Raw genomic sequence first — 24281 nt, forward strand, 5'->3', positions numbered from 1 at the left:
CCGGCGCTCACGTGCCGTAGACCAGCCACAGCGGGAGAACGGCGTCGAGGTACTCCACGAACTTCTTGAGACCGACGCGGAATTGCCCGTAGCCGTACGGATCCACCGCGTACTCCGGAAAGGCGATGCCGAGCCCGAACAGTCCGGGGGCCAGGATTCCGTTCCTCGGGTTGTAGTCGAGTTGGCCCCACTGCGGGGTTTCGGGCAGCCTCCTGCGCTCGAAGCCGACGGTATAGACGACGCGGTCGCACTCGGCGAGCTTCGAATCGAATTCCGGGCCGGACACCCGGCAGCGCTCCAGCCTGTCCGGGTAGGTGCCGTCGATGTTCTCGCGTGCCCACACGGCCGCGCGGCCTTTGAGGCCGGTGTCGTCGAACAGTATCCAATCGTCAAGATAGACAGCGTATTTCAGCGGACTGCGGTGGAAGTTGATCACCTTCGCGACGGGTTGGCGCAGCAGGTGGGGCAGGACGATCATCGACGAGTGCGAAGAACCGAACACGCCGACCGTCGCACCCTGCAGCGGAACCCGCGCGAGCCGCTCGATGTCGAGCGCCACCTCCACCGCAATCTCCTCCACGTGGGGGTAGGAGAGTTTCCTCGGCACCGCGCCGATGGCCAGCACGACGTTCGCCGAGGCCAGCGGCTGTTGCCCGGTCTCGATCGTCCACCGCCGGTCCTGCAAAGTCAGTGCGGTGGCGGTCGTTTCGAACGTCTGCACCTGCTCGCGCAGCTGCCGGGTGACCCAGATCAACGGATCGGCGACCAGCGCCAGGGCACACGTCTCGTCGGGGTCGACTTCCCGCAGGGGCATCCGCGGCGCATCGGCGAAGCGAAACGCGTTGGCGGCGTTCAGGTAGTAGAGGAATTGGCCGGCCTGGGTGTTGCTCGACACCGACCGCCACCGCCGGCCGATATCGCCCGCCGCGAAGAAGGGATCGATCCACGCGATCCGCTCACCGGCCACCCCGCGATCAAGGAGCTTTCCCACCGCCGCGATCCCCGCGGGTCCGGCTCCGATCACCGTCCAGGCGTACGACGTCATGCAGCAGGCGGGGCGTCTAGGCCAGCCACGCCGCCGCGTCCGGCGGCAGCTTCCCGTCGGCCAGCGGCGCGCTCGCCAGGATGACCTCTCCGGCGGGCAGGGCGATCGGTTGCCGGCCCGCGTTCAGCGCGCACACCAGGCCTCCGCCTCGGCGTCGGAACACCACCGCGTCTGCGGGCGCGTCAACCCATTCGAGCTCCGTACCCTCGAATTCGGCACGCTCCTTTCGCAATCCGATGATGCGCCGGAAGAAGCGCAGGGTCGAATCCGGGTCCGCGAGCTGCTTCTCGACGGTGAGCGCCGCCCAGTCCTTCGGCATCGGCAGCCAGGTGTCGGGGGACGAGGAGAAGCCGAACGGGGGAGCGTCGCCCGACCACGGCAGCGGGACCCGGCACTTGTCGCGCCCGCGTTCGGTGCGGCCGGAACGTTCCCACGTCGGGTCTTGCAGCACCTCGTCGGGCAGGTCGACGACGTCGGGCAGGCCCAGTTCCTCGCCGTTGTAGATGAACACCGTGCCCGGCAGGGCGAGCATCAGCATCGCCATGGCACGCGCCCTGACCAGCCCGATCGCACCGCCGCCGTAGCGGGTGACCTCGCGGCCGACGTCGTGGTTGGACAGCGTCCAGGTGGGAACGGCGTTCTCGATGGCGGTCGCCGCCAGCGAATTCTCTATCGCGTCGCGGATCTGGGTCGCGTCGAAGTCGATTTTCGTCAGCCGGAAGTTGAAGCCGAGATGCAGCTCGTCGGGCCGCAGATACTCGGCCCACAGCAGGTTGTCCATCACCCACACCTCGCCGATGGTCACCGCCCCGGAATAGTCGTCGACGATCTTGCGGATGCCGCGGTGGATCTCATGGACACTGGGGTGGTTGAAGCGCGGGTCGTCGTCGCTGTGACTGAGCACCTTGACGTCGTCGGTGGCGTCGGGCAGGTCGGAGGGCTTGGCCATCCCGTGCGCGACGTCGATGCGGAAGCCGTCCACGCCGCGTTCCAGCCAGAACCGCAGCGTTTTCTCGAAGTCGTCGAAGACCTCGGGGTTCTCCCAGTTCAGGTCCGGCTGCTCGGTGTCGAAGAGGTGCAGGTACCACTGGCCGGGGCTGCCGTCCGGTTCGACGACCCGCGTCCAGGCGGACCCGCCGAAAACCGACGTCCAGTTGTTGGGTGGCAGCGCCCCGCCGGGTCCGCGACCGTCCCGGAAGTAGTAGCGCTCCCGCGCGGCGGTGCCCGGCCCGGCGGCCACCGCCGCCTGAAACCACGGGTGCGCCGAACTGGTGTGGTTGGGCACCACGTCCATGGTGAGTTTGATGCCGCGTTCGTGGGCCGCCGCGATCAGCCGTTCGATCGAGGCCATGCCGCCGAACAGCGGATCGATGTCGCGCGGGTCGGCGACGTCGTAGCCGTGGTCGGCCATCGGCGAGACCGTGACCGGGTTCAGCCAGATCGCGTCGATGCCCAGCTCGACGAGATGGTCCAGGTGAGCCATCACCCCGTCGAGGTCGCCGACGCCGTCGCCGTTGCTGTCCGCGAACGAGCGGGGATAGACCTGGTAGAAAACCGCGTTCGACCACCATGCTGCGGGGCTCATCCTGCTCCGTTCGGGTTGCTCGGTATCAAAACGTTGAGTTGACGAGGGAGTGCGCGGCCATCTCGAGGTAGTCGAGCAGCTCACGGCGATGCTCGTCGTCGAGGGTCCGCGAATCGATGGAGGCGACCGCGGTGTGCATGCAGCGCAGCCAGGCGTCGCGCTCGATGGGGGTGATCCGGAACGGCGCGTGCCGCATCCGCAGGCGGGGGTGGCCGCGGCGGTCGGAGTAGGTGCGGGGACCGCCCCAGTACTGCTCGAGGAACATGCGTAACCGCTCTTCGGCGCCGGGCAGGTCGTCGGCGGGGTACAGCTCTCGCAGTATCTCGTCCTGGGGAACCTGCGCGTAGAAGCGCGACACGATCGCATCGAAGGTCTCGGCGCCGCCGACGGCTTCGTAGAAGGACTGAGGCTCGGGATCCATCGTCTCCATTGTGGTGCATCGCGGTCGCGGCAAACCGCGCCGGGCCGAACGCGCTCCCTGTGTTCACCCTTTCGTCACGGCGCGCACCTGGAATGAGGGTGCGTTTGGCGGCGAATCATGGTGGACTATCCGCGGAGGATCTATGGCGCAGGGCAAGAAACGCCGCAGCCACCGCAGTTCCGGGGCCGCGGCAGGGTCAACCGGGCTCGCACCCGCGTCATGCCTGCATAGCGTCGAAAGCCACCTTCCCGTCCGCCACGAGAGCGCGTCGATCTGGAGTCGTCGGCGGGTGCTGCTGCTCAACTCCACCTACGAGCCGTTGACGGCGCTGCCGATGCGGCGCGCGATCGTCATGGTGATCTGCGGCAAAGCCGACGTGGTGCACGACGACCCGAGCGCGCCGGTCATCCACTCGGCGACCCGGTCGATCATCGTGCCCTCGGTGATCCAGCTGCGGTCCTACGTGCGCGTCCCGTACCGGGCGCGCGTCCCGATGACCCGCGCCGCGCTCATGCACCGCGACCGCTTCTCGTGTGCCTACTGCGGGGCCAAGGCCGACACCGTGGACCACGTGGTGCCGCGCAGCCGCGGCGGCGAACACTCGTGGGAGAACTGTGTGGCATGCTGCTCGACCTGCAACCACCGCAAGGGCGACAAGCTGCTCACCGAGCTGGGCTGGGCGCTGCGCCGCACGCCGCTGCCCCCGACGGGCCAGCACTGGCGGCTGCTGTCGACGGTCAAGGAACTCGACCCCGCCTGGGCCCGCTACCTCGGCGAAGGCGCGGCGTAGCCGAATCGGCCGGGCTTCTCGCAGCCGACCGCGCGGTGGGATACGGTTTGCGTCGTGAGCCTCATGGAGATCCACCTGTACTTTGTCGGAATACCGCTTCTGCTGGTGGCCGTGCTGGCCGTGTTGATCTGGTCCCACAAGGGGCCGCATCCGGCCACCTACAAGCTGTCGGAGAAGTGGACACACCCGCCGATCCTGTGGGCCGCCACCGACGAGGACGTCGGCGCCGGCCATGGGCATGGCGGGCACGGCACGTCGGAGTTCTCAGTCGGAGGTGGCGCAAGTGGCACGTGGTGACGTAGCGACCATCGACCCCGCCGACCTGCCCAGGGGCTGGGTGATCACCACCAGCGGACGGCTGTCGGGGGTCACCGAGCCCGGGGAACTGTCCGTGCATTACCCGTTCCCCATCAAGGATCTCGTCGCCATCGACGACGCGCTGAAGTACGGTTCGCGCGCGTCCAAGGCGCGCTTCGCCATCTACCTCGGCGACCTGGGTAGCGACACCGCGGCACGGGCGCGCGAGATCCTGGCCAAGGTCCCCACGCCCGACGACGCGGTGCTGCTCGCCGTCTCGCCCGACCAGAAGGCCATCGAGGTGGTCTACGGCAGCGGGGTCCGCGGCCGCGGCGCCGAGTCGGTCGCACCGCTGGGTGTGGCCGCCGCCGCGTCGGCTTTTCAGGCCGGCAACCTGGTTGACGGGCTGGTCAGCGCGATCCGGGTGCTGAGCTCGGGCATCACTCCCGCGTAGCCCGCCGGGCCCGCCCGAGTCGCCGGCCGCCGACTCGATCAGGCGCCGTCGAACGCGCGGGCCCGCAGCGACCGCTTCACCCCGGCCTGGCCCTCCAGCACCAGGCGCCGCAGGGCGGGCGGCACCTGCGGCTCTGCCAGAAACTCGTCGGCGGCCGCGACGGCGGCGTCGCTGATGTCCCAGTGTGGGTAGAGGCCGACGACCACCGTCTGGGCGACCTCGCTGGATCGGCGCGCCCACACGCCGGGGATGGCCTCGAAGTAGCGGGCGGTGAACGGCTTGAGCAGCTCGTGCTGCCCCGGCTGCGCGATGCCCCCGATGATGGAGCGGGCCGTGATGTTGGCCAGGGTGTCGTCCTCGATGACCGTCGTCCAGGCCTGCTCCTTGACCTGCACTTGCGGCCGTGCCGCGGCGGCCTGCGCGCCGTGCCGCTTGCCGGCAGCCGTCGGGTCGCGCTTGACCTCGGCGTCGATGAACGGCGTCGCGGGCCCGTCGGCGTCGATCTGGCCGGCGGTGGCCAGCGCGGTGACGATGCGCCATCGCAGGTCGGTGTCGACCTCGAGGCCGGCCAGCCCCAACTCGGCCGGATCGTGGTCGAGCAGGTCCGCCAGCGTCACCACGTGCCGGGTCGACAGCACCGAGGTGCACAGCGTGTTGACGAAGGCGAGTTGGTGATCCGATCCGGGTTCGGCGGCCCGCGCCAGCTCCAGCAGCCGGTCGGCGAACTGCGGCCAGCCGTGCTCGAAGGCCCAGCCCGGCTCGGCGTAGGAGCCCAGCGCGGTCTGGGCCTGCAACAGCAGCCGCTGGGCCACCCCGACCTCGGTCTCGGCGTGCACCCCGCCCGACACCAGCGCCACGAAGTCGCGGGCACGCAGCTCGGCCTCGCGCGTCATCTCCCACGCCGCCGACCACACCAGCGAGCGCGGCAGCGGCTCGGCGATGTCGGCGATCCGCCCCAGCGCGGTCTGCAGCGAGTCGGCGTCGAGCCGCAGCGAGCAGTAGGTGAGGTCGTCGTCGTTGACCAGGATCAACTTCCCGCGTGAAACACCAACCAGCGCAGGCACTTCCGTGACCGTGCCCTCGACGTCGAGTTCCTCGCGGCGCACCCGCACGAGCTTGCCGCTGGAATCGGCGTCGTCGTAGATCCCGACCGCGAGCCGGTGCACCCGGGTTTCGCCGGCCCCGGGAGCCGCGCCGCTCTGCGTCAACGCGAACCGGGTGAACTTGCCGTCGGCGTCGACGTCGAAGTCGGCTCGCAGCGTGTTCAGCCCGGTCGTCTTGAGCCACTGCCGGCCCCAGTCGGACAGGTCGCGTCCCGACGCCTTCTCGAGCGCGGCGACCAGGTCGCTGAACGTCGCGTTGCCGAAAGCGTGGGCGCTGAAGTAATCCCGCAGCCCGGACAGGAAGTGCTCCAGCCCGACGTAGGCGACAAGCTGTTTGAGGACGGACGCGCCTTTGGCGTAGGTGATGCCGTCGAAGTTCACCTCCACCGCGGCCAGGTCCGGGATGTCGGCGGCGATCGGGTGCGTCGACGGCAGTTGGTCCTGCCGGTAGGCCCACGACTTCTCGACCGTCGCGAACGTCGTCCACGCTTCGGTGAATTCCGTTGCCTCGCTCTGGCACAGCACGGAGGCGAAGGTCGCGAAGGACTCGTTGAGCCACAGGTCGTCCCACCACGTCATGGTGACCAGGTCGCCGAACCACATGTGCGCCATCTCGTGCAGGACCGTCTCGGCGCGCCGCTCGTAGGACGCGCGGGTGACCTTGCTGCGGAAGACATAGTCCTCGAGGAACGTCACCGCGCCGGCGTTTTCCATTGCACCGGCGTTGAATTCGGGAACGAACAGCTGGTCGTACTTGCCGAAGGCGTAGGGCATCCCGAAATTGTTGTGGTAGAAGCCGAAGCCCTGTTTGGTCTGGGTGAACAACCGCTCGGCGTCCATGTGCTGCGCCAGCGTCGCGCGGCAGTAGATGCCCAGCGGGATCTCGCCGTGCTCGTCGGTGTAGCAGTCCTTCCATTCCGCGTACGGTCCGGCGATCAGTGCCACCAGGTAGGTGCTCATCCGCGGGGTGGTGGCGAAGGTGTGCACCGCGGCCCCCCGTGTGGTCGCGACGGCCACGGTGGCGCCGTTGGAGATCACCTTCCAGTGCGCGGGCGCGGTCACCGTCAGGTCGAACGTCGCCTTGAGGTCGGGCTGGTCGAAGCAGGCGAACATGCGTTTGGCGTCGGCGGTTTCGAACTGCGAATAGAGGTAGGTCTCGTTGTCGACGGGGTCGACGAACCGGTGCAGCCCTTCGCCGGTGTTGGAGAAACGGCAGTCGGCCTGCACGACCAGCGTGTTGTGTTCCTCGAGCCCGGCCAGTGCGATGCCGGTCGACTCGTCGTAGCCGGACACGTCGAGTTCGTGCCCGTTGAGGGTGGCGCCGTGCACCGTCGCGGCGGCGATGTCGATGAAGGTGTCGGCGCCGGGGAGCGCGTCGAACACCACTGTCGTGGTGGAGCGGAAGGTGCGATCCCCGGGGCCACCGTTGCCGTCGGTGACGTCGAGGTCGATCTGATAGTTGCCGACGGTGATCAGGGCGGCGCGTTCGACCGCCTGATCCCGGGTGAGGTTTGGAAGCGCCACGGTTCCAACTTACGGGTCGCGCAAGCGGGGAACAGAAGCACGGCGCATACGGTTGTGCTGGAAAAGCGTCATGACCCACGAGAGGACCTCGCTATGCCCGAGAAGGCCGCCGAGAAAGACCGCGCCGACTTCTGGTTCGATCCGCTGTGTCCCTGGTGCTGGATCACCTCGCGCTGGATCCTCGAGGTGGAGAAGGTCCGCGACATCCAGGTCAACTTTCACGTCATGAGCCTCGCCGTTCTCAACGAGAACCGTGAAGGCCTGCCCGAGAAGTACCGCGAGAACATGAAGCGCGCGTGGGGTCCGGTGCGGGTGGCGATCGCCGCCGAGCAGGCCCACGGCGCCAAGGTCCTCGACCCGCTGTACACCGCGATGGGCACGCGCATCCACAACGAGGGCAACAAAGACCTCGACGAGGTCATCAAGCTCTCGCTCGCGGACGCCGGCCTGCCCGCCGAACTCGCCAAGGCCGCCGAGAGCGAGGAGTACGACGAGGCGCTGCGCAAAAGCCACCACGCCGGGATGGACCCCGTCGGCGACGACGTCGGCACGCCGACCATCCACGTCAACGGGGTGGCGTTCTTCGGGCCGGTGCTCTCGAAGATTCCGCGCGGCGAGGAAGCGGGCAAGCTGTGGGACGCCTCGGTGACGTTCGCGTCCTACCCGCACTTTTTCGAGCTGAAGCGGACTCGCACCGAGAAGCCCGAGTTCGACTGACGCGACCCCGGCGCGGCCGTCGGGCACAATGACGGGCATGCGCGTCTACCTCGGCTCTGACCACGCCGGATTCGAGCTCAAGCAGCAGATCATCGACCATCTGAAGAATTCCGGGCACGAGCCGATCGACTGCGGGGCGTTCACCTATGACGCCGAGGACGACTATCCGGCGTTCTGCATCGCTGCCGCGAGTCGCACGGTGGCGGACCCCGAGAGCCTGGGCATCGTGATCGGCGGATCGGGCAACGGCGAGCAGATTGCCGCCAACAAGGTGCCGGGGGTCCGGTGCGCGCTGGCGTGGAGCGTCGAAACCGCCTCGTTGGCCCGGCAGCACAACAATGCGCAGCTGATCGGGATCGGCGGGCGTATGCACACCGTCGAGGAGGCGCTGTCGTTCGTGGACGCGTTCCTGACCACGCCGTGGTCGAAAGCCGAACGCCACCAACGGCGTATCGACATACTCGCCGAGTACGAACGCACTCACCAGGCCCCGCCGGTGCCCGGCGCTCCGGCTTAGGGCACCGTGCCCGAAGGGCATACCCTGCACCGGCTGGCCCGGCTGCACCAACGTCGGTACGCGGGCGCACCCGTGGCGGTGTCCAGCCCGCAGGGCAGGTTCGCCGACTCCGCCGTGGTCGACGGCCGGGTGCTGCGCCGCGCCTCCGCCTGGGGCAAGCATCTGTTCCACCACTACGCCGACGGCCCGATCGTGCACGTGCACCTCGGCTTGTACGGCACCTTCACCGAATGGGCGGTTCCCCCAGGCGCTGCCCGTGTGGCGCTGCCCGAAGCGGTGGGCCAGGTGCGGATGCGCATGGTCGGCGCGGACCACGGCACGGATCTGCGGGGTCCCACGGTGTGCGAGGTCATCGACGAGGGTCAGGTCAGCGACGTCATCGCGAAGCTCGGTCCCGACCCGCTGCGCGCCGACGCCGACCCGTCCTGGGCGTGGCGGCGAATCACCAAGTCCCGCAGGCCGATCGGCGCGTTATTGATGGACCAGACCGTGGTCGCCGGCGTGGGCAATGTCTACCGCAGCGAGTTGTTGTTCCGCCATCGGATCGACCCGTTCCGGCCCGGCCGCGACGTCGACGCGGCCGAGTTCGACGCGGCGTGGGGCGATCTGGTGGCGTTGATGAAGGTCGGTCTGCGCGGCGGCAAGATCATCGTCGTGCGGCCCGAACACGACCACGGCCCGCCGTCCTACCGGAAGGGGCGACCGCGGACGTACGTCTACCGCCGCGCCGGCGAGCCGTGCCGGGTGTGCGCAACCGAGATCCGGACGACGACGCTGGAGGGGCGCAACGTGTTCTGGTGCCCGACATGCCAGACGTGAAAGATTCACCCGGCGTTTCCGCAGCTGACCAGCGTTGGCCCTGCGCACAGTAAAAGCACAGCAAGAAACGCCGATGTGCATTGTTTGCGAACGGCCCGCAGCGGGGTATCGGAACCACTGTGAAAATTACTCCGCGTTCGGCCACAGCGATCTTCGCTATGTCTTTTGGTCTGGGCCTGGCGGGGCTGGGTGTTGCGACGGATGCCCAGGCCCACCCCGGACCGTTCCCGCAATGGTGCCCCGGTGACAACTGGGACCCGGGCTGGGGCAACAACTGGGACTGGAATCACTGCCACGACTGGCGGGGCGGCCCCGGCGGTTGGGACCGGGGGCCCGGTGGGCCGCCGCCTCCCGGTGGTTGGGGCCCGGGTGGACCCGGTGGGCCGCCGCCGCCCCCCGGCTGGCATCCCTGATCCCACAAGGCCACGCGATCAGACGCGCCCTGCCGATATCCGGCGGGGCGCGTTCGCGTCAGGTCCTGTCCCGAGGGCCTTCGATGATCCCGAGCGCCGCGTAGACCTCGTCGCTGAGGGCGATGCTGCGCGGGTCGGCGTTGGCCTTGGTGGCGTCGAAGCGGTTCATCACATACGAGTAGCCGATGCGATGCTCGAGATCGACGAACCCGAACGAGCCGCCAAGGCCGCCGTGGCCGAAGATCCCGCGGTTGGGGCCGTTGACGCCCCGCTGGTTGAGCATGTAACCCAGGCCCCAGCCGTGGTCGGCGACCCGGGGGCCCAGCACCAGGTCGGTTTCGTACCCGCCCTGCGAGACCCGGACCAGCTCCATGTGTTCGCGGCTGAGCAACTTCTCCTGGGCGAGCGCGTTGTAGAAGGTCGCCAACCCCAGCGCCGAGACCTGCCCGTTGGTGCCCGGGAACTCCAACTGCCGCCAGAGGCCAAGGTCGTGCGAGCTCAGTTCGTCGTCCGGGGCGAAGCCCATGGAGATCGACAGCGCTGCCTTCGGGTGCTCGTCGAGGCTCCTCGGATAGCCGGGGGCCTGCACCTCGGCCAGCAGGTCCCGCGCGTGCGGCTTGTTCACCCGGTCGGCGCAGCGGCGTTGCTCGGCCGGGCGCAGCCCGATGTGGACGTCCGCGCCCAGCGGCTCGGCGATCTCGGCCCGAAGGTACTGGCCGACGGTGCGGCCGGTGACCCGGCGGAATACTTCGCCGAGGATGAAGCCGAAGGTGGTCATGTGGTAGCCCTGGGCGGTGCCGGGCTCCCACCAGGGTTCGGCCGCGGCCACCCGCTCGCAGGCGAAGTCCCAGTCGGCCACTTCCTCCCAGCTCATCCGGGTTTTCGGGCCGATCACCCCGGATCGGTGGCTCATGACCATGGCCAGCGTTATGGCTTCCTTGCCCGCCTGCGCGAACTCGGGCCAGTAGCGGGCCACGGGGGCCTGCAGGTCCAGCTCGCCGCGGTCGGCCAGCTGGTGCACGCAGGTGGCGGTCAGGGCCTTCGTGCCGGAAAGGACGGTGGTCAGCGTGTCCCGCTGCCAGGGCCGGGTGCGGGCGGCGTCGGCCCAGCCGCCCCACAGGTCGACGGCCAGAACCCCGTCGACCCAGACCGCGACGGCCGCGCCGACCTCGCCGCGTGACCTGAAATTGCGCTCGAAGGCCTCGCGCACCCGGACGAATCTCGGGGCGCACGAACCATGGATGACCGCGTCTGATTCTAGGTCGCTCATGGCGCCTTTCTATCGAGCAGACACTTAGCCCGAGCGGGCGACGGGAATCGAACCCGCGTAGCTAGTTTGGAAGACTAGGGCTCTACCATTGAGCTACGCCCGCATGTGTTCAGTCGAGCGTGACTGTAGCTGCCGGCGAAGATCAAATCTAATCGACGCGGCGCCGTGACCGCCCCGTTAGGACCGCGAGGTCTTGCCAAGGTGCCCGCGACGCCCCCGCCGCCGGGCCGTAGGATCGCGTGGTCAGCGCGGGGTGTAGCGCAGCTTGGTAGCGCATCCGCTTTGGGAGCGGAAGGCCGCAGGTTCAAATCCTGTCACCCCGACCGGCGCTACCGGGTCCGGCCCACACCGGGGCTTGCGCTCAGGACCCACCGAACACCTGAATCGACCATCGAGGAGCAGACCCGTGAAGAGCAGCGTCGAGCAGTTGAGCCCCACCCGGGTGCGGATCAACGTGGAGGTGCCTTTCACCGAGCTCGAGCCCGATTTCCAGCGGGCCTACAAGGAGCTGGCCAAGCAGGTGCGGCTGCCCGGCTTCCGGCCCGGCAAGGCGCCCGCCAAATTGTTGGAGGCCCGGATCGGTCGTGAGGCCATGCTCGATCAGGTCGTGCAGGAGGCGCTGCCGGCGCGTTACGGCCAGGCCGTCGCGGAGTCCGAGGTGCAACCCCTCGGTCAGCCCGACATCGAGGTCACGAAGAAGGAGTACGGCCAGGAGCTGGCGTTCACCGCCGAGGTCGACGTTCGCCCCAGCATCACCCTGCCGGACCTCAAGGAGCTGAAGATCTCGGTCGATCCCGTCGAGGTCGGCGACGACGACGTCACGGCCGAGCTCGACTCGTTGCGGGCCCGGTTCGGCACGCTGACCGGGGTGGAGCGGCCCGTGGCCGACGGCGACTTCGTGTCGATCGACTTGTCGGCCACCGTCGACGGCGAGGAAGTGCCCAACGCGACCGCCCAGGGCCTGTCCCACGAGGTCGGCTCCGGCCGGCTGATCGCCGGCCTCGACGACGCGCTGGTCGGCATGTCCGTCGACGAGTCCCGCGAGTTCACTGCGAAGCTGGCGACGGGCGAGCACGCCGGCAAGGACGCGCAGGTCACGGTCACCGTCAAGTCGATCAAGGAACGCCAGCTGCCCGAGCCCGACGACGAGTTCGCCCAGCTGGCCAGCGAATTCGACACGATCGACGAGCTGCGCGCCAACCTTCGCGAACAGGTGCTCCAGGTCAAGCGGGCCCAGCAGGCCGAACAGATCCGCGACGCCGCCGTCGAACGTCTCCTGGAGCAGGTCGACGTTCCGTTGCCGCAGGCCTTCGTCAAGGCGCAGTACGAGAGCGCCGTGCACGGGGCGCTCGACAGCTTCGGTCACGACGAGGCCAAGCTGGACGAGGCGCTGCGCGGGCAGGGCAAGTCGCGCCAGCAGTTCGAGGTCGACGCGCATAACGCCGCCGAGACGGACGTCAAGCGGCAGCTGCTGCTGGACACGCTGGCCGACGAGCTGGAGATCCAGGTCGGCCAGCAAGACCTGACCGAACGGCTCGTCGCGACGTCGCGCCAGTACGGCATCGAACCCCAGCAACTGGTGGCCTACCTGCAGGAGAACAACCAGCTGCCCGCCATGTTCGCCGACGTGCGGCGCAGCCTGGCCGTCGCCGCGGTGGTCGAGGCGGCCACGGTCACCGACACCGACGGCAACGTGATCGACACCAGTGAGTTCTTCGGCAAGCGCACCGCGGTCGACGAGGCCGACGAGGAGGCCGACGACGAGGCCGCCCAGGCCGGCTCGGAGACCGACGACGAGACCGCGCAGGGCGGCGACGCCGACGGGGCCGAATGACCGCGTCGTGACGCTGTGAGCGAAAGCGTCCATTTCAGGGGGAGCGTGGCCGCCAAACAGCACGCTCGGTTGGTTAGTGTCGGTGCAAGAAGATTTCGAGAAAGCAGGTAACCCCGTCGTGACTGACATGCGTTCGAACTCGCAGGGTCTCAACCTCACGGACTCCGTCTATGAGCGCTTGCTCTCCGAGCGCATCATCTTCCTGGGGTCGGAGGTGAGCGACGAAATCGCCAACCGGCTGTGCGCGCAGATCCTCCTGCTCGCCGCCGAGGACGCCACCAAGGACATTTCGCTGTACATCAATTCGCCCGGCGGCTCGATCAGCGCAGGCATGGCGATCTACGACACGATGGTCCTGGCACCGTGTGACATCGCCACGTACGCCATGGGCATGGCCGCCTCCATGGGGGAGTTCTTGCTGGCGGCGGGGACCAAGGGCAAGCGCTACGCGCTCCCGCACGCCCGCATCCTGATGCACCAGCCGCTGGGTGGGGTCACCGGCAGCGCGGCCGACATCGCGATCCAGGCCGAGCAGTTCGCCGTCATCAAGAAGGAGATGTTCCGGCTGAACGCCGAATTCACCGGGCAGCCGATCGAGCGCATCGAGGCCGACTCCGATCGCGACCGCTGGTTCACCGCTCCGGAAGCCCTCGAATACGGATTCGTCGACCACATCATCACCCGCGCCGCCCACATCACCAACGGAGAAGCCCAGTGAACCCTGAAACTCAACCCCAGGCGCGCTACATCCTGCCGTCGTTCATCGAGCACTCCAGCTTCGGTGTCAAGGAATCCAACCCGTACAACAAGCTGTTCGAGGAACGCATCATCTTCCTCGGCGTCCAGGTCGACGACGCGTCGGCGAACGACATCATGGCGCAGCTGCTGGTGCTCGAGTCGCTGGACCCCGACCGCGACATCACCATGTACATCAACTCGCCCGGCGGCGGGTTCACCTCGCTGATGGCGATCTACGACACCATGCAGTACGTGCGCGCCGACATCCAGACGGTGTGCCTCGGTCAGGCCGCGTCGGCGGCCGCGGTGCTGCTGGCGGCGGGCACGCCGGGCAAGCGGATGGCCCTGCCGAACGCGCGCGTGCTGATCCACCAGCCGTCGCTGTCGGGGGTCATCCAGGGCCAGTTCTCCGACCTGGAGATCCAGGCCGCGGAGATCGAGCGGATGCGCACGCTGATGGAGACCACCCTGGCGCGCCACACCAACAAGGACGCGGCGGTGATCCGCAAGGACACGGACCGGGACAAGATCCTGACCGCCGAAGAGGCCAAGGACTACGGGATCATCGACACCGTTCTCGAGTACCGGAAGCTCTCCGCGCAGAACGCCTGAGGACTCAGCCGCCGCGGGTCTGCACCTCGGTCCGGTAACGACCGCGACACGCCAAAGACACGCATTGCGCGCCTTTCGCGAGTCACGGGCGCCGTCTGGCTATATGTTTCAACGAGAAGGACGCTCGGACAGGCAGTGACTTCCACGAATACCAAGGACGCGATTCGGCGTTAATGGTCGCGGCGGGCCCGATCAAGCGGGTAGCGTCGTGGAATACATGCGGGACAGCAAGACAAACGGCGAACAGGAAGTAGGCCCTCAAGCACCATGGCGCGCATCGGAGACGGCGGTGACCTGCTGAAGTGCTCGTTCTGCGGGAAGAGTCAAAAGCAAGTCAAAAAGCTCATTGCCGGTCCCGGTGTGTACATCTGCGATGAGTGCATCGACCTCTGCAACGAGATCATCGAAGAGGAACTGGCCGACGCCGACGACGTCAAACTCGACGAACTCCCCAAGCCCGTCGAGATCCGGGAGTTCTTGGAGGGCTACGTCATCGGACAGGACACCGCCAAGCGGACGCTGGCCGTGGCGGTCTACAACCACTACAAGCGTATCCAGGCCGGCGAGAAGGGCCGCGACTCCCGGCACGAGCCGGTCGAGCTGACCAAGTCCAACATCCTGATGCTGGGACCGACCGGTTGCGGGAAGACGTATCTGGCCCAGACGCTGGCCAAGATGCTCAACGTGCCGTTCGCGATTGCCGACGCCACCGCACTGACGGAAGCCGGCTACGTCGGCGAGGACGTCGAGAACATTCTCCTCAAGCTGATTCAGGCCGCGGACTACGACGTCAAGCGCGCGGAGACCGGCATCATCTACATCGACGAGGTCGACAAGATCGCCCGCAAGAGCGAGAACCCCTCGATCACCCGCGACGTCTCCGGTGAGGGCGTCCAGCAGGCGCTGCTGAAGATCCTCGAGGGCACCCAGGCATCGGTGCCCCCGCAGGGCGGCCGCAAGCACCCGCACCAGGAGTTCATCCAGATCGACACCACCAACGTGCTGTTCATCGTCGCGGGTGCGTTCGCCGGCCTGGAGAAGATCATCTACGAGCGGGTCGGCAAACGCGGCCTGGGCTTCGGAGCCGAGGTTCGCTCCAAGGCCGAGATCGACACGACCGACCACTTCGCCGAGGTCATGCCCGAGGACCTGATCAAATACGGGCTGATTCCGGAATTCATCGGCCGGTTGCCCGTGGTCGCCTCCGTCACCAACCTGGACCGGGAGTCGTTGGTCAAGATCCTTTCCGAGCCGAAGAACGCTCTGGTCAAGCAGTACACCCGGCTGTTCGAGATGGACAGTGTGGAACTCGAGTTCAGCGACGACGCGCTGGAAGCCATCGCCGACCAGGCGATCCACCGCGGCACCGGGGCCCGTGGACTGCGGGCCATCATGGAAGAGGTCCTGCTGCCGGTGATGTACGACATCCCCAGCCGTGACGATGTCGCCAAAGTCGTGGTGACCAAGGAGACCGTGCAGGACAACGTGTTGCCGACCATCGTCCCGCGCAAGCCCTCGCGCACCGAGCGCCGCGACAAGAGCGCCTAGCCCCGACCAGCGCCCGCCCCTGACGGCCACCGACGCCATCCCGCGTCGGCTGGGCCGTCCGCTGGATCTGCTGAACTTCCTGCCGGCCGCCGTCCGCGACGGTGGCGATGCCGCAAACGGCACCCAAGCGTTTGGCATCGACGTGACAAACAACACATTTAGCCCGGCCGCCCCTCGGGATCGGCGCGCTGACTTCGGCTTTTGCGGGCAAAACCGGTGAGGGCCAGGGGGCGTGGACGGCCATGAAGACCGGCAAGAAGTGCCATAATCGAGACCACTAGTGTCATAAATCCGTGACGGCCGATGGGGCACTTCGACGACGCGTAGCCTGAAGCTACGCCGAGTGCCGGTCCGGCTGACAAATGGAGGGCGGAGACGTGGATCCGAACGGCAGTGGAGCCGGCTCAGATTCTCAGGGCGAGGCTTCTCGCAACGGTTCCCACCGTCAGCGCCTGGAACAGGTCGTCATCCGATTCGCCGGTGACTCCGGCGACGGCATGCAGCTGACGGGCGACCGGTTCACTTCCGAGGCAGCGCTTTTCGGCAACGACCTGGCCACCCAGCCGAACTATCCCGCCGAGATCCGGGCCCCCGCGGGAACCCTGCCGGGGGTGTCGTCCTTCCAGATCCAGATCGCCGACTACGACATCCTGACCGCCGGGGACCGGCCGGACGTTCTCGTCGCGATGAATCCGGCGGCGCTGAAGGCGAATATCGGCGACCTGCCGCGCGGCGGAATGGTGATCGCCAATTCCGACGAATTCACCAAGCGCAATTTGACGAAGGTCGGCTACGTCACCAACCCGCTCGAATCCGACGAGCTGACCGATTACGTAGTGCACTCCGTCGCGATGACCACGCTGACGCTCGGCGCGGTCGAGACGATCGGGGCGTCGAAGAAGGACGGCCAGCGCGCCAAGAACATGTTCGCCCTCGGCCTGCTGTCGTGGATGTACGGGCGGCCGATCGAGACCAGCGAGCGGTTCATCCGGGAGAAGTTCGCCCGCAAGCCCGACGTCGCCGAGGCGAACGTGCTGGCCCTCAAGGCGGGCTGGAACTATGGCGAGACCACCGAGGCCTTCGGCACCACGTACGAGGTGTCCCGGGCGAGCCTGCCGTCGGGCGAATACCGCCAGATCTCGGGCAACACCGCGCTCGCGTACGGAATCGTCGCGGCGGGCCAGCTCGCCGGCATTCAGGTCGTGCTCGGCAGCTACCCGATCACGCCGGCGTCGGACATCCTGCACGAGCTGTCCAAGCACAAGAACTTCAACGTCATCACGTTCCAGGCCGAAGACGAGATCGGCGGCATCTGCGCGGCCATCGGCGCCTCGTACGGCGGGGCGTTGGGCGTCACGAGCACGTCCGGGCCGGGGATCTCGCTGAAGTCGGAGGCGTTGGGGCTCGCGGTGATGACCGAACTGCCGTTGCTCGTCGTCGACGTGCAGCGCGGCGGCCCCTCGACCGGCCTGCCGACCAAGACCGAGCAGGCCGATCTGCTGCAGGCGCTGTACGGCCGCAACGGGGAGTCACCGGTCGCGGTCCTGGCGCCCCGGTCGCCGTCCGACTGTTTCGAGACCGCGATCGAGGCGGTGCGCATCGCGGTGTCTTATCACACCCCGGTGATCCTGTTGTCGGACGGCGCGATCGCCAACGGCTCTGAGCCGTGGCGCATCCCGGACATCAACACGCTCGAGCCCATCAAGCACACCTTCGCCAAACCCGGCGAGCCCTTCCAGCCGTACAACCGCGACCCGGAGACGCTCGCGCGGCAGTTCGCCGTCCCGGGCACGCCCGGCCTGGAGCACCGTATTGGTGGCCTGGAAGCGGCCAACGGCTCGGGCAACATCTCCTACGAGCCGGTCAACCACGACCTGATGGTCCGGCTGCGCCAGGCCAAGATCGACGGCATCGCCGTGCCGGACCTGGAGGTCGATGACCCGACCGGGGACGCCGAGCTGTTGCTGATCGGATGGGGCAGCTCGTTCGGGCCCATCGGCGAGGCGTGCCGGCGCGCACGGCGCAAGGGCGTCAAGGTCGCGCACGCGCACCTGCGCCACCTCAGCCCGTTACCGCCGAACCTGGGTGACGTCCTGCGGCGCTACCCGAAGGTGGTGGCACCGGAAATGAACCTGGGCCAACTGGCGCTGATCCTTCGTGGCAAGTATCTGGTCGACGTGCAGTCGGTGACCAAGGTCCAGGGTGTCGCGTTCCTCGCCGACGAGGTGGGCCGGGTCATCCGCGCCGCGTTGGCCGGGACGCTGGCCGAAATCGAGCAAGACAAGACGATGGTTGCCAGACTGGCGGCAGCGACTGTTGGAGCGGGAGCTAGCGAATGACGAGCACAGTGGGCAATCTGGCGGGGACCGACCTCGGGCTGAGCCCGAAGTCCACCAAGAACGCCTTGGTGCCAACGGTTTCGCCAGAGGACCCGCCCCAGAAGGCCAAGGACTTCACCAGCGACCAGGAGGTGCGGTGGTGCCCGGGCTGTGGTGACTACGTCATCCTCAACACCATTCGCAACTTCATGCCCGACCTGGGGCTGCGCCGCGAGAACATCGTCTTCATCAGTGGCATCGGCTGCTCGAGCCGCTTCCCCTATTACCTGGAGACCTACGGGTTTCATTCGATCCACGGCCGCGCACCGGCGATCGCGACCGGTCTGGCGCTGGCGCGCGAGGACCTGTCGGTCTGGGTGGTCACCGGTGACGGCGACGCGCTGTCGATCGGAGGCAACCACCTCATCCATGCGCTGCGCCGCAACGTCAACATCACGATCCTGCTGTTCAACAACCGGATCTACGGCTTGACGAAGGGCCAATACTCGCCGACGTCGGAGGTCGGGAAGGTCACCAAGTCGACCCCGATGGGCTCGCTGGACCAGCCGTTCAACCCGGTGTCGCTGGCGCTGGGTGCCGAGGCGACGTTCGTCGGCCGGGCGCTGGACTCCGACCGCAACGGACTCACCGAGGTGTTGCGGGCGGCCGCCGACCATCGGGGCGCGGCCGTCGTCGAGATCCTGCAGGACTGCCCGATCTTCAACGACGGCTCCTTCGACGCCTTGCGCAAGGAAGGCGCCGAAGAGCGGGTGATCAACGTCCGCCACGGCGAGCCGATCGTCTTCGGCGTCAACGGTGAATACTGCGTGGTGAAGTCCGGCTTCGGTCTGGACGTGGCCAAGACCGCCGACGTGTCCGTCGACGAGATCGTCGTCCATGACGCGCACGCCGACGACTCCGCGTACGCCTTCGCGCTGTCCCGGCTGTCGGACCAGAACCTCGATCACACCGTGCTGGGCATCTTCCGCAACGTCGGCCGGCCCACCTACGACGACGCGGCGCGCGCTCAGGTCCGCGCCGCGCAGGACGCTAAACCGTTCGACACCGCCGCCCTGCAATCGCTGTTGCGTGGCCGCGACACCTGGACCGTCGACTAGAGGTGGTTGTGGTCATGCCCGACGGATCTCTGGCCGGGGTGGTACTCGCCGGCGGCGCGTCACGACGCATGGGTCGCGACAAGGCGACCCTCCCGCTTCCCGGCTCCTCCGGGGGCCCGGATGCCAGGACGATGGTGGAGCATGTCGCCGGCATTCTGGCGCAGCGCTGCGAACCGGTCTTCGTGATGGCCGCCCAGGGGCAGCCGCTGCCGGAGTTGCAGGCGCGCGTGATCCGCGACGAATTGGGCGGGCTGGGGCCGCTTCCGGCGACGGCGCGGGCGCTGCGTGCGGCCGCCGAAGCGGGAGCGCGGTTCGCGTTCATCTGCGCGGTCGACATGCCGTTCCTGGACCCCGACCTCATCGACGATCTGACCCGTCGGGCAATCGAGACCGGCGCCGAGGTGGTGCTTCCGTGGGACGGCCAGGACCACTATCTCGCCGCCGTGTACCGGACCGATCTGGCCGACCGCGCTGCTGCGTTGGTGAGCGCAGGCGAGCGCAGGATGCGCGCACTGGTGGACCGCTCGGACACCCAGCGCATCGTGACGTCGGATTCGCGCTCCCTGACGAACGTGAACACCGACGCCGAACTGCGCGCGCTCGCGCAGCCCAGCAGCTGACGCGGCGCCGCGCCGACTCGCTGAGTCGAATGGTCAAAACAGCCTGAATTGTCGACCTGTTTGAACGGCCATTTCTTTCCCCTTTTGATAAATGGCCGATTCGGCGAAGCCTCGCCGAGTGGCTGACGTTCGCCGAATCGGACCGTGCTGCGTGATCTGTTGGGAACAAGCAGATTCGGGCTCGGCGCGGCGCCGATCATGCCATCGGCGCGCCTCCGAGGGCCTGAGCTTTGCGGTGAATTGGTCGGCCGAGCACCGAATTCGTCGTGCGCCCCGACTCGGGTGCTAGCGAAATTCTTCCGGCGATGGTGCGCCGGGCGTCAGCCCCCGACACCTCCGGCGAGCGGCGATCAATTCCTTTGCCGCAGTGCGTGATTTTTTGAAAGTCATTCTGCGCGAGCTTAATACGCTCATCGCGACACCGGATGCGGCATCGGGCGTGCGCGACCAGAATCTCCCTATGGCGCAGCCGGATTGGCGAATAGCTGACGACGCTGACGATGCGGCGTGTCCAGGGAGCGCCACGGTGCGCTTCATGTATTGTGCGCGCGCTTGTCGGCCGTGACGAACCCGCCGGACCGTGTCCGGCGGGTTCGGCACGCGCGTGCACGGGTGGGCCAGTTCACAATTTGCGCGTGATTCGAATCACGGTGGTGTGCCGAGCGCAATCATCGGGTACGTATTCGAAATTTGTGTTTGACCTGCAGAAATAATTCCGGGATTGCCCCGTGATCGGCCCGTTATCGGATCGACACCCGGAGTTTCCAAAGATGACGAACTCCGCGAGGTCTCGTACGGTCCCTGGTAGCCCGCAACGGGTTACGGAAGATTAACGGAAAATTGAATACACGGACCCGCGTGCGAGCGGGGCTGCGGACGGCGAAAGCCCGCCGCGGCCGGCGGGCAGCTGCCCGCCCGGCAATCACGCCCCCCGCTGTCGTGCCTGAACGAGACGGCACGTTCCGAAGCACCCATCCCCGCTAGATCCAGCACCTACAGCCCACACCGTGGGCTGACTTCGGCGCGCGCGCACCGCGAAAGGAACAGTATTGAAGAACGTCCGTAAGACGCTCGTCCTGGCCGCCGTCACCGGCACCCTGGTGACCATCCCCACCGCGACCGCCAGTGCGGACCCGATGGGGTTCGACCCGAACATGGCGCCGGCGGCGCCGGCCGCGCCCGACGCGCCACCGCCACCGCCGGCTCCGGACGCTCCGCCGCCCGACGCTCCGCCGGCCGCGGCGCCGATGGGCTTCGACCCGGCCCCGCCTCCGCCGCCTCCGGGCCCGGACGTCCCGCCGCCCCCGCCGGCGCCGGCGGGCTTCGACCCGGCCCCGCCTCCGCCGCCTCCGGGCCCGGACGTCCCGCCGCCCCCGGCGCCCGCAGGCTTCGACCCGGCCCCGCCTCCGCCCCCTCCGTTGCCTGACGTCCCGCCGCCCCCGGCGCCCGTCCACCGGGCGTACAGCGTGAACTGGGATGCCATCGCGCAGTGCGAGTCGGGTGGCAACTGGGGGATCAACACCGGTAACGGCTATCAGGGCGGGCTGCAGTTCACGTCCAGCACCTGGCACGCCAACGGTGGCTCGGGCTCGGCGAACAACGCCAGCCGCGAGGAGCAGATCCGCGTCGCCGAGAACGTGCTGCATTCGCAGGGCATCGGCGCCTGGCCGGTCTGCGGCCGACGCGGCTGACACACGCAACACGGAAGTAAGTAGGAATGCCGGGCCCCGAGGGCCCGGCATTCCTACTTACTGGGGACGCTGCGGCCCGCTGGCCGAGCCGGCCCCACTCCCGTCTCGGGTAGCGTCGGGCCCGTGAACGCAACGCCGCGCGAGTTCGACATCGTCTTGTACGGGGCCACCGGTTTCGTCGGGAAGCTGACCGCCGAATACCTGATGCGGTCGGGCCAGGATGCGCGGATTGCGCTGGCCGGCAGATCCCCCGACCGGCTGCGCGCCGTCCGCGACGGGTTGGGTGAGCCGGCGCAGTCCTGGCCCCTGCTGGAGGCCGACGCCTCGACGCCCTCGACCCTGGACGCGATGGCCGCCCGCACGCAGGTGGTGGTCACGACGGTCGGCCCGTACACCCGCTACGGGCTACCGCTGGTGGCCGCCTGCGCCGCGGCGGGCACCGATTACGCAGACCTCACCGGTGAGGCGATGTTCGTCCGCGACAGCATCGACCTGTACCACAAGCAGGCAGCCGACACCGGGGCGCGCATCGTGCACGCGTGCGGTTTCGACTCCGTGCCGTCCGATCTCACCGTCTACGCGCTACACCGCGCCGCCCTGGACGCGAACGCCGGTCAACTCGGCGCCACCGACCTCGTCGTCCGGTCCTTCTCCGGCGGGGTCTCCGGCGGCACCATCGCATCGATGGTGGAGGTGCTCAGCGCGGCCTCCAGCAACCCCGAGACGCGCCGGCAACTCGCCGATCCGTACACGCTCAGCACCGATCGTGGGGCCGAGCCGGAACTCGGGCCGCAGCCCGACCTGCCGTGGCGGCGCGGTCAGCGGATCGCGCCCGAGCTGACCGGACTGTGGACCACGGGGTTCGTGATGGCGCCCTACAACACCCGGATCGTGCGCCGCAGCAACGCGCTGCTGGACTGGTCATACGGCCGGGAGTTCCGCTACAGCGAGAGCATGAGCGTGGGGTCGTCGTCCGTTGCGCCGCTGGCGTCCGCCCTCGTCGGCGGGGTGAGCAACGCGACCTTCGGACTGGGCAGCCGCTACTTCCGGCTGCTGCCTCGCCGGCTGCTGGAGCGCATCATCCCGAAGCCGGGCACCGGCCCCAGCGCGGCGGCCCGCGAGCGCGGCTTCTACCGAATCGAGACCTACACCACCACCACCACCAGCGGCGCGCGGTTCGTCGCCCGCATGGAGCAGCGCGGCGACCCCGGCTACAAGGCGACCTCGGTGCTGCTGGGCGAGTGCGGCCTGGCCCTCGCGCAGGACCGGGACAAGCTTTCGAACCTGCATGGCGTCCTGACCCCCGCTGCCGCGATGGGCGACGCGTTGCTGGCGCGCTTCCCGGCCGCCGGCGTCTCTTTGCACACGGAGCGGCTGGACTGACGCGGCGGGCGCCGGGCCCCGAAATCCGCCTTGCTCGAAGGCTGTTGACCGCGCCCGCACGGGTCTAGTGTCGAGAGCGGATTTGCTCTGCATTCCGTCAACGAAGGTGGACACCCGATGGCCGGTCTCGAAGACCTGTACGCCGACATTCCCACCGCTGAAATCGCCGGCAAGCTCGGCGCCGACCCGGGCGACGTCGACAACGCCCTGCACACGCTGGTGCCGTTGCTGGTCGGCGGGTTGCAACAGAGTTCCGACGACCCGGAACACGCCAGCACGATCGAATCGTTGGCGAGCGACCACGCCGCGCGTGGCCTGCTCGACGCGGGAGGCGACGGCGACGGGCACCAGGCGGTCGCGACGCTCTTCGGCGGCAACGACGCCGACCAGGTCGCCTCCGCGCTGGCCGACCGCGGCGTCGGCAACCGGGAGCTGATCCGGCAGCTGCTTCCGGTGGTGCTCCCGATCGTGCTCGCGCACATCGGAAAGCAACTCGGCTCCGGCGGCGGCAGCAGCGCACCGCAGAAGCCGGGGGCAAACTCCGGCGGCGGGCTGGGCGAGGTGCTGGGCAGCATCCTCGGCGGTGGCTCCGGTGACAAAGGGCTGGGCGGCGTCCTCGGCAGCGTGTTGAGCGGCAAGGGCGGGCGGCTCGGCGATATCCTCGGCGGCCTGCTCGGCGGAAAGAAGTAGCGCGGGCCTCGACCGCAGTGTTCATCGGCAGTTCGAATTCGCGGCTGCTCAGGAAAATTGAAGATCGGTAGGGTCCTGCTCACCGGGCCCGACGACCACGTCCGGCCCGCCGGCCGGACGGCGACCAGAGAGGCAAATGTCATGGCGGACACGCTCACCGAAGGACAGAAGCTGGTGCGGGGCGAGTCGCTCACCTCCAACAACGGTGCGTACACCCTCACCTTGCAGGACGACGGCAACCTGGTGCTGGCGTCGCGCGGCCAAGCCATCTGGGCCACCGGCACCGACGGTCAGGGCGTGGTGCGTGCCGAGGTGCAGTCCGACGGCAACTTCGTGGTCTACGCGACCGACAAACCGGTGTGGCACAGCAACACCCAGGGCAGCAAGAACGTCCGGCTGGTTCTGCAGGACGACCGCAACCTGGTGCTGTACTCCGGTGACGGTGCGGCCTGGTCCACCAAGACCGAAACGGATGCCCCACCGCCGCCTGCGCCCGCCGCGGAGGCCGAAACGCAGGCCGAAGCGCAGGCCGCCCCCGAGCCGGCCGCCGAGCCCGCCGCGGACGTCGCACCCGAAGCGGCCGCCGAGCCCGAGCCGGAGCCCGCCGCCCGGACCTACACCGTGGAATCCGGCGACAGCCTGTGGGCGATCGCGGAGCGCTTCTACGGCGACGGCGGCAAGTACCAGGTGATCGCCGATGCCAGCGGGATCGCGGACCCGGATCTGATCCAGCCGGGCCAGGTGCTGACCATTCCCTGAGCGCCGGCCGCCGCC

At 68.2% G+C, this 24281-nt stretch carries 23 protein-coding genes and 2 tRNA genes; 19 read left to right on the forward strand and 6 right to left on the reverse strand.

The window, feature by feature from the left end:
- Positions 1–7: 7 nt before the first annotated feature.
- The 3 genes from G6N48_RS02200 to G6N48_RS02210 are packed head-to-tail and all read right to left on the reverse strand — an operon-like array spanning position 8 to position 3051.
- Positions 8–1024, reverse strand: coding sequence for an FAD/NAD(P)-binding protein (locus G6N48_RS02200; RefSeq protein WP_085267457.1), 1017 nt, complete (start codon positions 1022–1024; stop codon positions 8–10).
- Between the two features lie 37 nt (positions 1025–1061).
- Positions 1062–2630: a glycoside hydrolase family 13 protein gene (locus tag G6N48_RS02205; RefSeq protein ID WP_085267442.1), complete on the reverse strand. Its 1569-nt coding sequence runs from the start codon at positions 2628–2630 to the stop codon at positions 1062–1064.
- A 25-nt stretch (positions 2631–2655) separates the two neighbouring features.
- Complete coding sequence (locus tag G6N48_RS02210) at positions 2656–3051, reverse strand: globin (protein ID WP_085267456.1); 396 nt, start codon at positions 3049–3051, stop codon at positions 2656–2658.
- A gap of 142 nt (positions 3052–3193) precedes the next feature.
- Between G6N48_RS02210 and G6N48_RS02215 the strand changes: the two genes are divergently transcribed.
- The 3 genes from G6N48_RS02215 (at position 3194) to G6N48_RS02225 (ending at position 4592) form a co-directional block, all read left to right on the forward strand.
- The gene (locus G6N48_RS02215; RefSeq protein WP_085267443.1) at positions 3194–3841 is read left to right on the forward strand and encodes an HNH endonuclease; all 648 of its coding nucleotides are present in this window, start codon (positions 3194–3196) and stop codon (positions 3839–3841) included.
- Positions 3842–3904: 63 nt separating this feature from the next.
- Entirely contained in the window at positions 3905–4138 is a 234-nt protein-coding gene (gene ctaJ, locus G6N48_RS02220) for an aa3-type cytochrome oxidase subunit CtaJ (RefSeq protein WP_085267444.1), read from the forward strand.
- Positions 4125–4592 (forward strand): DUF5130 domain-containing protein, encoded by a 468-nt coding sequence (locus G6N48_RS02225; RefSeq protein WP_085267445.1) that lies wholly within the window; start codon positions 4125–4127, stop codon positions 4590–4592. Before ctaJ ends, G6N48_RS02225 begins: the two co-directional genes overlap by 14 nt.
- A gap of 38 nt (positions 4593–4630) precedes the next feature.
- Here the strand turns inward: G6N48_RS02225 and pepN are convergent, their stop codons facing one another.
- Positions 4631–7219 carry an aminopeptidase N gene (pepN, locus tag G6N48_RS02230; protein ID WP_085267446.1) on the reverse strand — a complete coding sequence of 863 codons (2589 nt, stop codon included), beginning with the start codon at positions 7217–7219 and terminating at the stop codon, positions 4631–4633.
- A gap of 93 nt (positions 7220–7312) precedes the next feature.
- Between pepN and G6N48_RS02235 the strand changes: the two genes are divergently transcribed.
- The 4 genes from G6N48_RS02235 (at position 7313) to G6N48_RS02250 (ending at position 9685) form a co-directional block, all read left to right on the forward strand.
- Positions 7313–7936 (forward strand): Rv2466c family mycothiol-dependent reductase, encoded by a 624-nt coding sequence (locus G6N48_RS02235; protein ID WP_085267447.1) that lies wholly within the window; start codon positions 7313–7315, stop codon positions 7934–7936.
- A 37-nt stretch (positions 7937–7973) separates the two neighbouring features.
- Positions 7974–8453, forward strand: a complete 480-nt coding sequence (locus G6N48_RS02240) for a ribose-5-phosphate isomerase (RefSeq protein ID WP_085267458.1) — start codon at positions 7974–7976, stop codon at positions 8451–8453.
- Between the two features lie 6 nt (positions 8454–8459).
- Positions 8460–9272: an Fpg/Nei family DNA glycosylase gene (locus G6N48_RS02245; RefSeq protein ID WP_085267448.1), complete on the forward strand. Its 813-nt coding sequence runs from the start codon at positions 8460–8462 to the stop codon at positions 9270–9272.
- Between the two features lie 158 nt (positions 9273–9430).
- Positions 9431–9685, forward strand: coding sequence for a hypothetical protein (locus G6N48_RS02250; protein ID WP_085267449.1), 255 nt, complete (start codon positions 9431–9433; stop codon positions 9683–9685).
- Positions 9686–9743: 58 nt separating this feature from the next.
- Here G6N48_RS02250 and G6N48_RS02255 read toward each other — a convergent pair whose 3' ends face one another.
- Both G6N48_RS02255 and G6N48_RS02260 read right to left on the reverse strand, forming a co-directional pair.
- The gene (locus tag G6N48_RS02255; protein ID WP_085267450.1) at positions 9744–10955 is read right to left on the reverse strand and encodes a serine hydrolase domain-containing protein; all 1212 of its coding nucleotides are present in this window, start codon (positions 10953–10955) and stop codon (positions 9744–9746) included.
- 32 nt (positions 10956–10987) lie between these two features.
- Positions 10988–11058 (reverse strand) — tRNA-Gly (locus tag G6N48_RS02260).
- Between the two features lie 146 nt (positions 11059–11204).
- On the opposite strand from G6N48_RS02260, the gene G6N48_RS02265 reads away from it, so the two are divergent.
- The 12 genes from G6N48_RS02265 to G6N48_RS02320 all read left to right on the forward strand — a co-directional run bounded on the left by G6N48_RS02265 (position 11205) and on the right by G6N48_RS02320 (position 24266).
- Positions 11205–11278: transfer RNA gene (locus G6N48_RS02265), tRNA-Pro, on the forward strand.
- Between the two features lie 83 nt (positions 11279–11361).
- Positions 11362–12789 (forward strand): trigger factor, encoded by a 1428-nt coding sequence (gene tig, locus G6N48_RS02270; RefSeq protein WP_085267451.1) that lies wholly within the window; start codon positions 11362–11364, stop codon positions 12787–12789.
- Positions 12790–12916: 127 nt separating this feature from the next.
- Complete coding sequence (gene clpP1 / locus G6N48_RS02275) at positions 12917–13507, forward strand: ATP-dependent CLP protease proteolytic subunit ClpP1 (RefSeq protein ID WP_066961410.1); 591 nt, start codon at positions 12917–12919, stop codon at positions 13505–13507.
- Positions 13504–14139: an ATP-dependent CLP protease proteolytic subunit ClpP2 gene (gene clpP2 / locus G6N48_RS02280; RefSeq protein ID WP_085267452.1), complete on the forward strand. Its 636-nt coding sequence runs from the start codon at positions 13504–13506 to the stop codon at positions 14137–14139. Before clpP1 ends, clpP2 begins: the two co-directional genes overlap by 4 nt.
- Positions 14140–14406: 267 nt before the next feature.
- The gene (clpX, locus tag G6N48_RS02285; protein ID WP_085267453.1) at positions 14407–15687 is read left to right on the forward strand and encodes an ATP-dependent Clp protease ATP-binding subunit ClpX; all 1281 of its coding nucleotides are present in this window, start codon (positions 14407–14409) and stop codon (positions 15685–15687) included.
- 377 nt (positions 15688–16064) lie between these two features.
- Positions 16065–18026 (forward strand): 2-oxoacid:acceptor oxidoreductase subunit alpha, encoded by a 1962-nt coding sequence (locus G6N48_RS02290; RefSeq protein WP_139825601.1) that lies wholly within the window; start codon positions 16065–16067, stop codon positions 18024–18026.
- The gene (locus G6N48_RS02295) at positions 18023–19123 is read left to right on the forward strand and encodes a 2-oxoacid:ferredoxin oxidoreductase subunit beta (protein WP_085267455.1); all 1101 of its coding nucleotides are present in this window, start codon (positions 18023–18025) and stop codon (positions 19121–19123) included. The genes G6N48_RS02290 and G6N48_RS02295 overlap by 4 nt, the downstream gene beginning before the upstream one ends.
- Before the next feature lie 14 nt (positions 19124–19137).
- Positions 19138–19743, forward strand: coding sequence for a molybdenum cofactor guanylyltransferase (mobA, locus tag G6N48_RS02300; protein ID WP_085267459.1), 606 nt, complete (start codon positions 19138–19140; stop codon positions 19741–19743).
- A gap of 1049 nt (positions 19744–20792) precedes the next feature.
- Complete coding sequence (locus tag G6N48_RS28035) at positions 20793–21434, forward strand: transglycosylase family protein (protein WP_163670769.1); 642 nt, start codon at positions 20793–20795, stop codon at positions 21432–21434.
- A 123-nt stretch (positions 21435–21557) separates the two neighbouring features.
- Entirely contained in the window at positions 21558–22817 is a 1260-nt protein-coding gene (locus tag G6N48_RS02310) for a saccharopine dehydrogenase family protein (protein ID WP_085267299.1), read from the forward strand.
- 117 nt (positions 22818–22934) lie between these two features.
- Positions 22935–23507 (forward strand): DUF937 domain-containing protein, encoded by a 573-nt coding sequence (locus G6N48_RS02315; RefSeq protein ID WP_085267300.1) that lies wholly within the window; start codon positions 22935–22937, stop codon positions 23505–23507.
- A gap of 141 nt (positions 23508–23648) precedes the next feature.
- Positions 23649–24266, forward strand: a complete 618-nt coding sequence (locus tag G6N48_RS02320) for a LysM peptidoglycan-binding domain-containing protein (RefSeq protein WP_085267337.1) — start codon at positions 23649–23651, stop codon at positions 24264–24266.
- Positions 24267–24281: the final 15 nt, after the last annotated feature.

The organism is Mycobacterium parmense, from assembly GCF_010730575.1.
GTDB lineage: Bacteria > Actinomycetota > Actinomycetes > Mycobacteriales > Mycobacteriaceae > Mycobacterium > Mycobacterium parmense.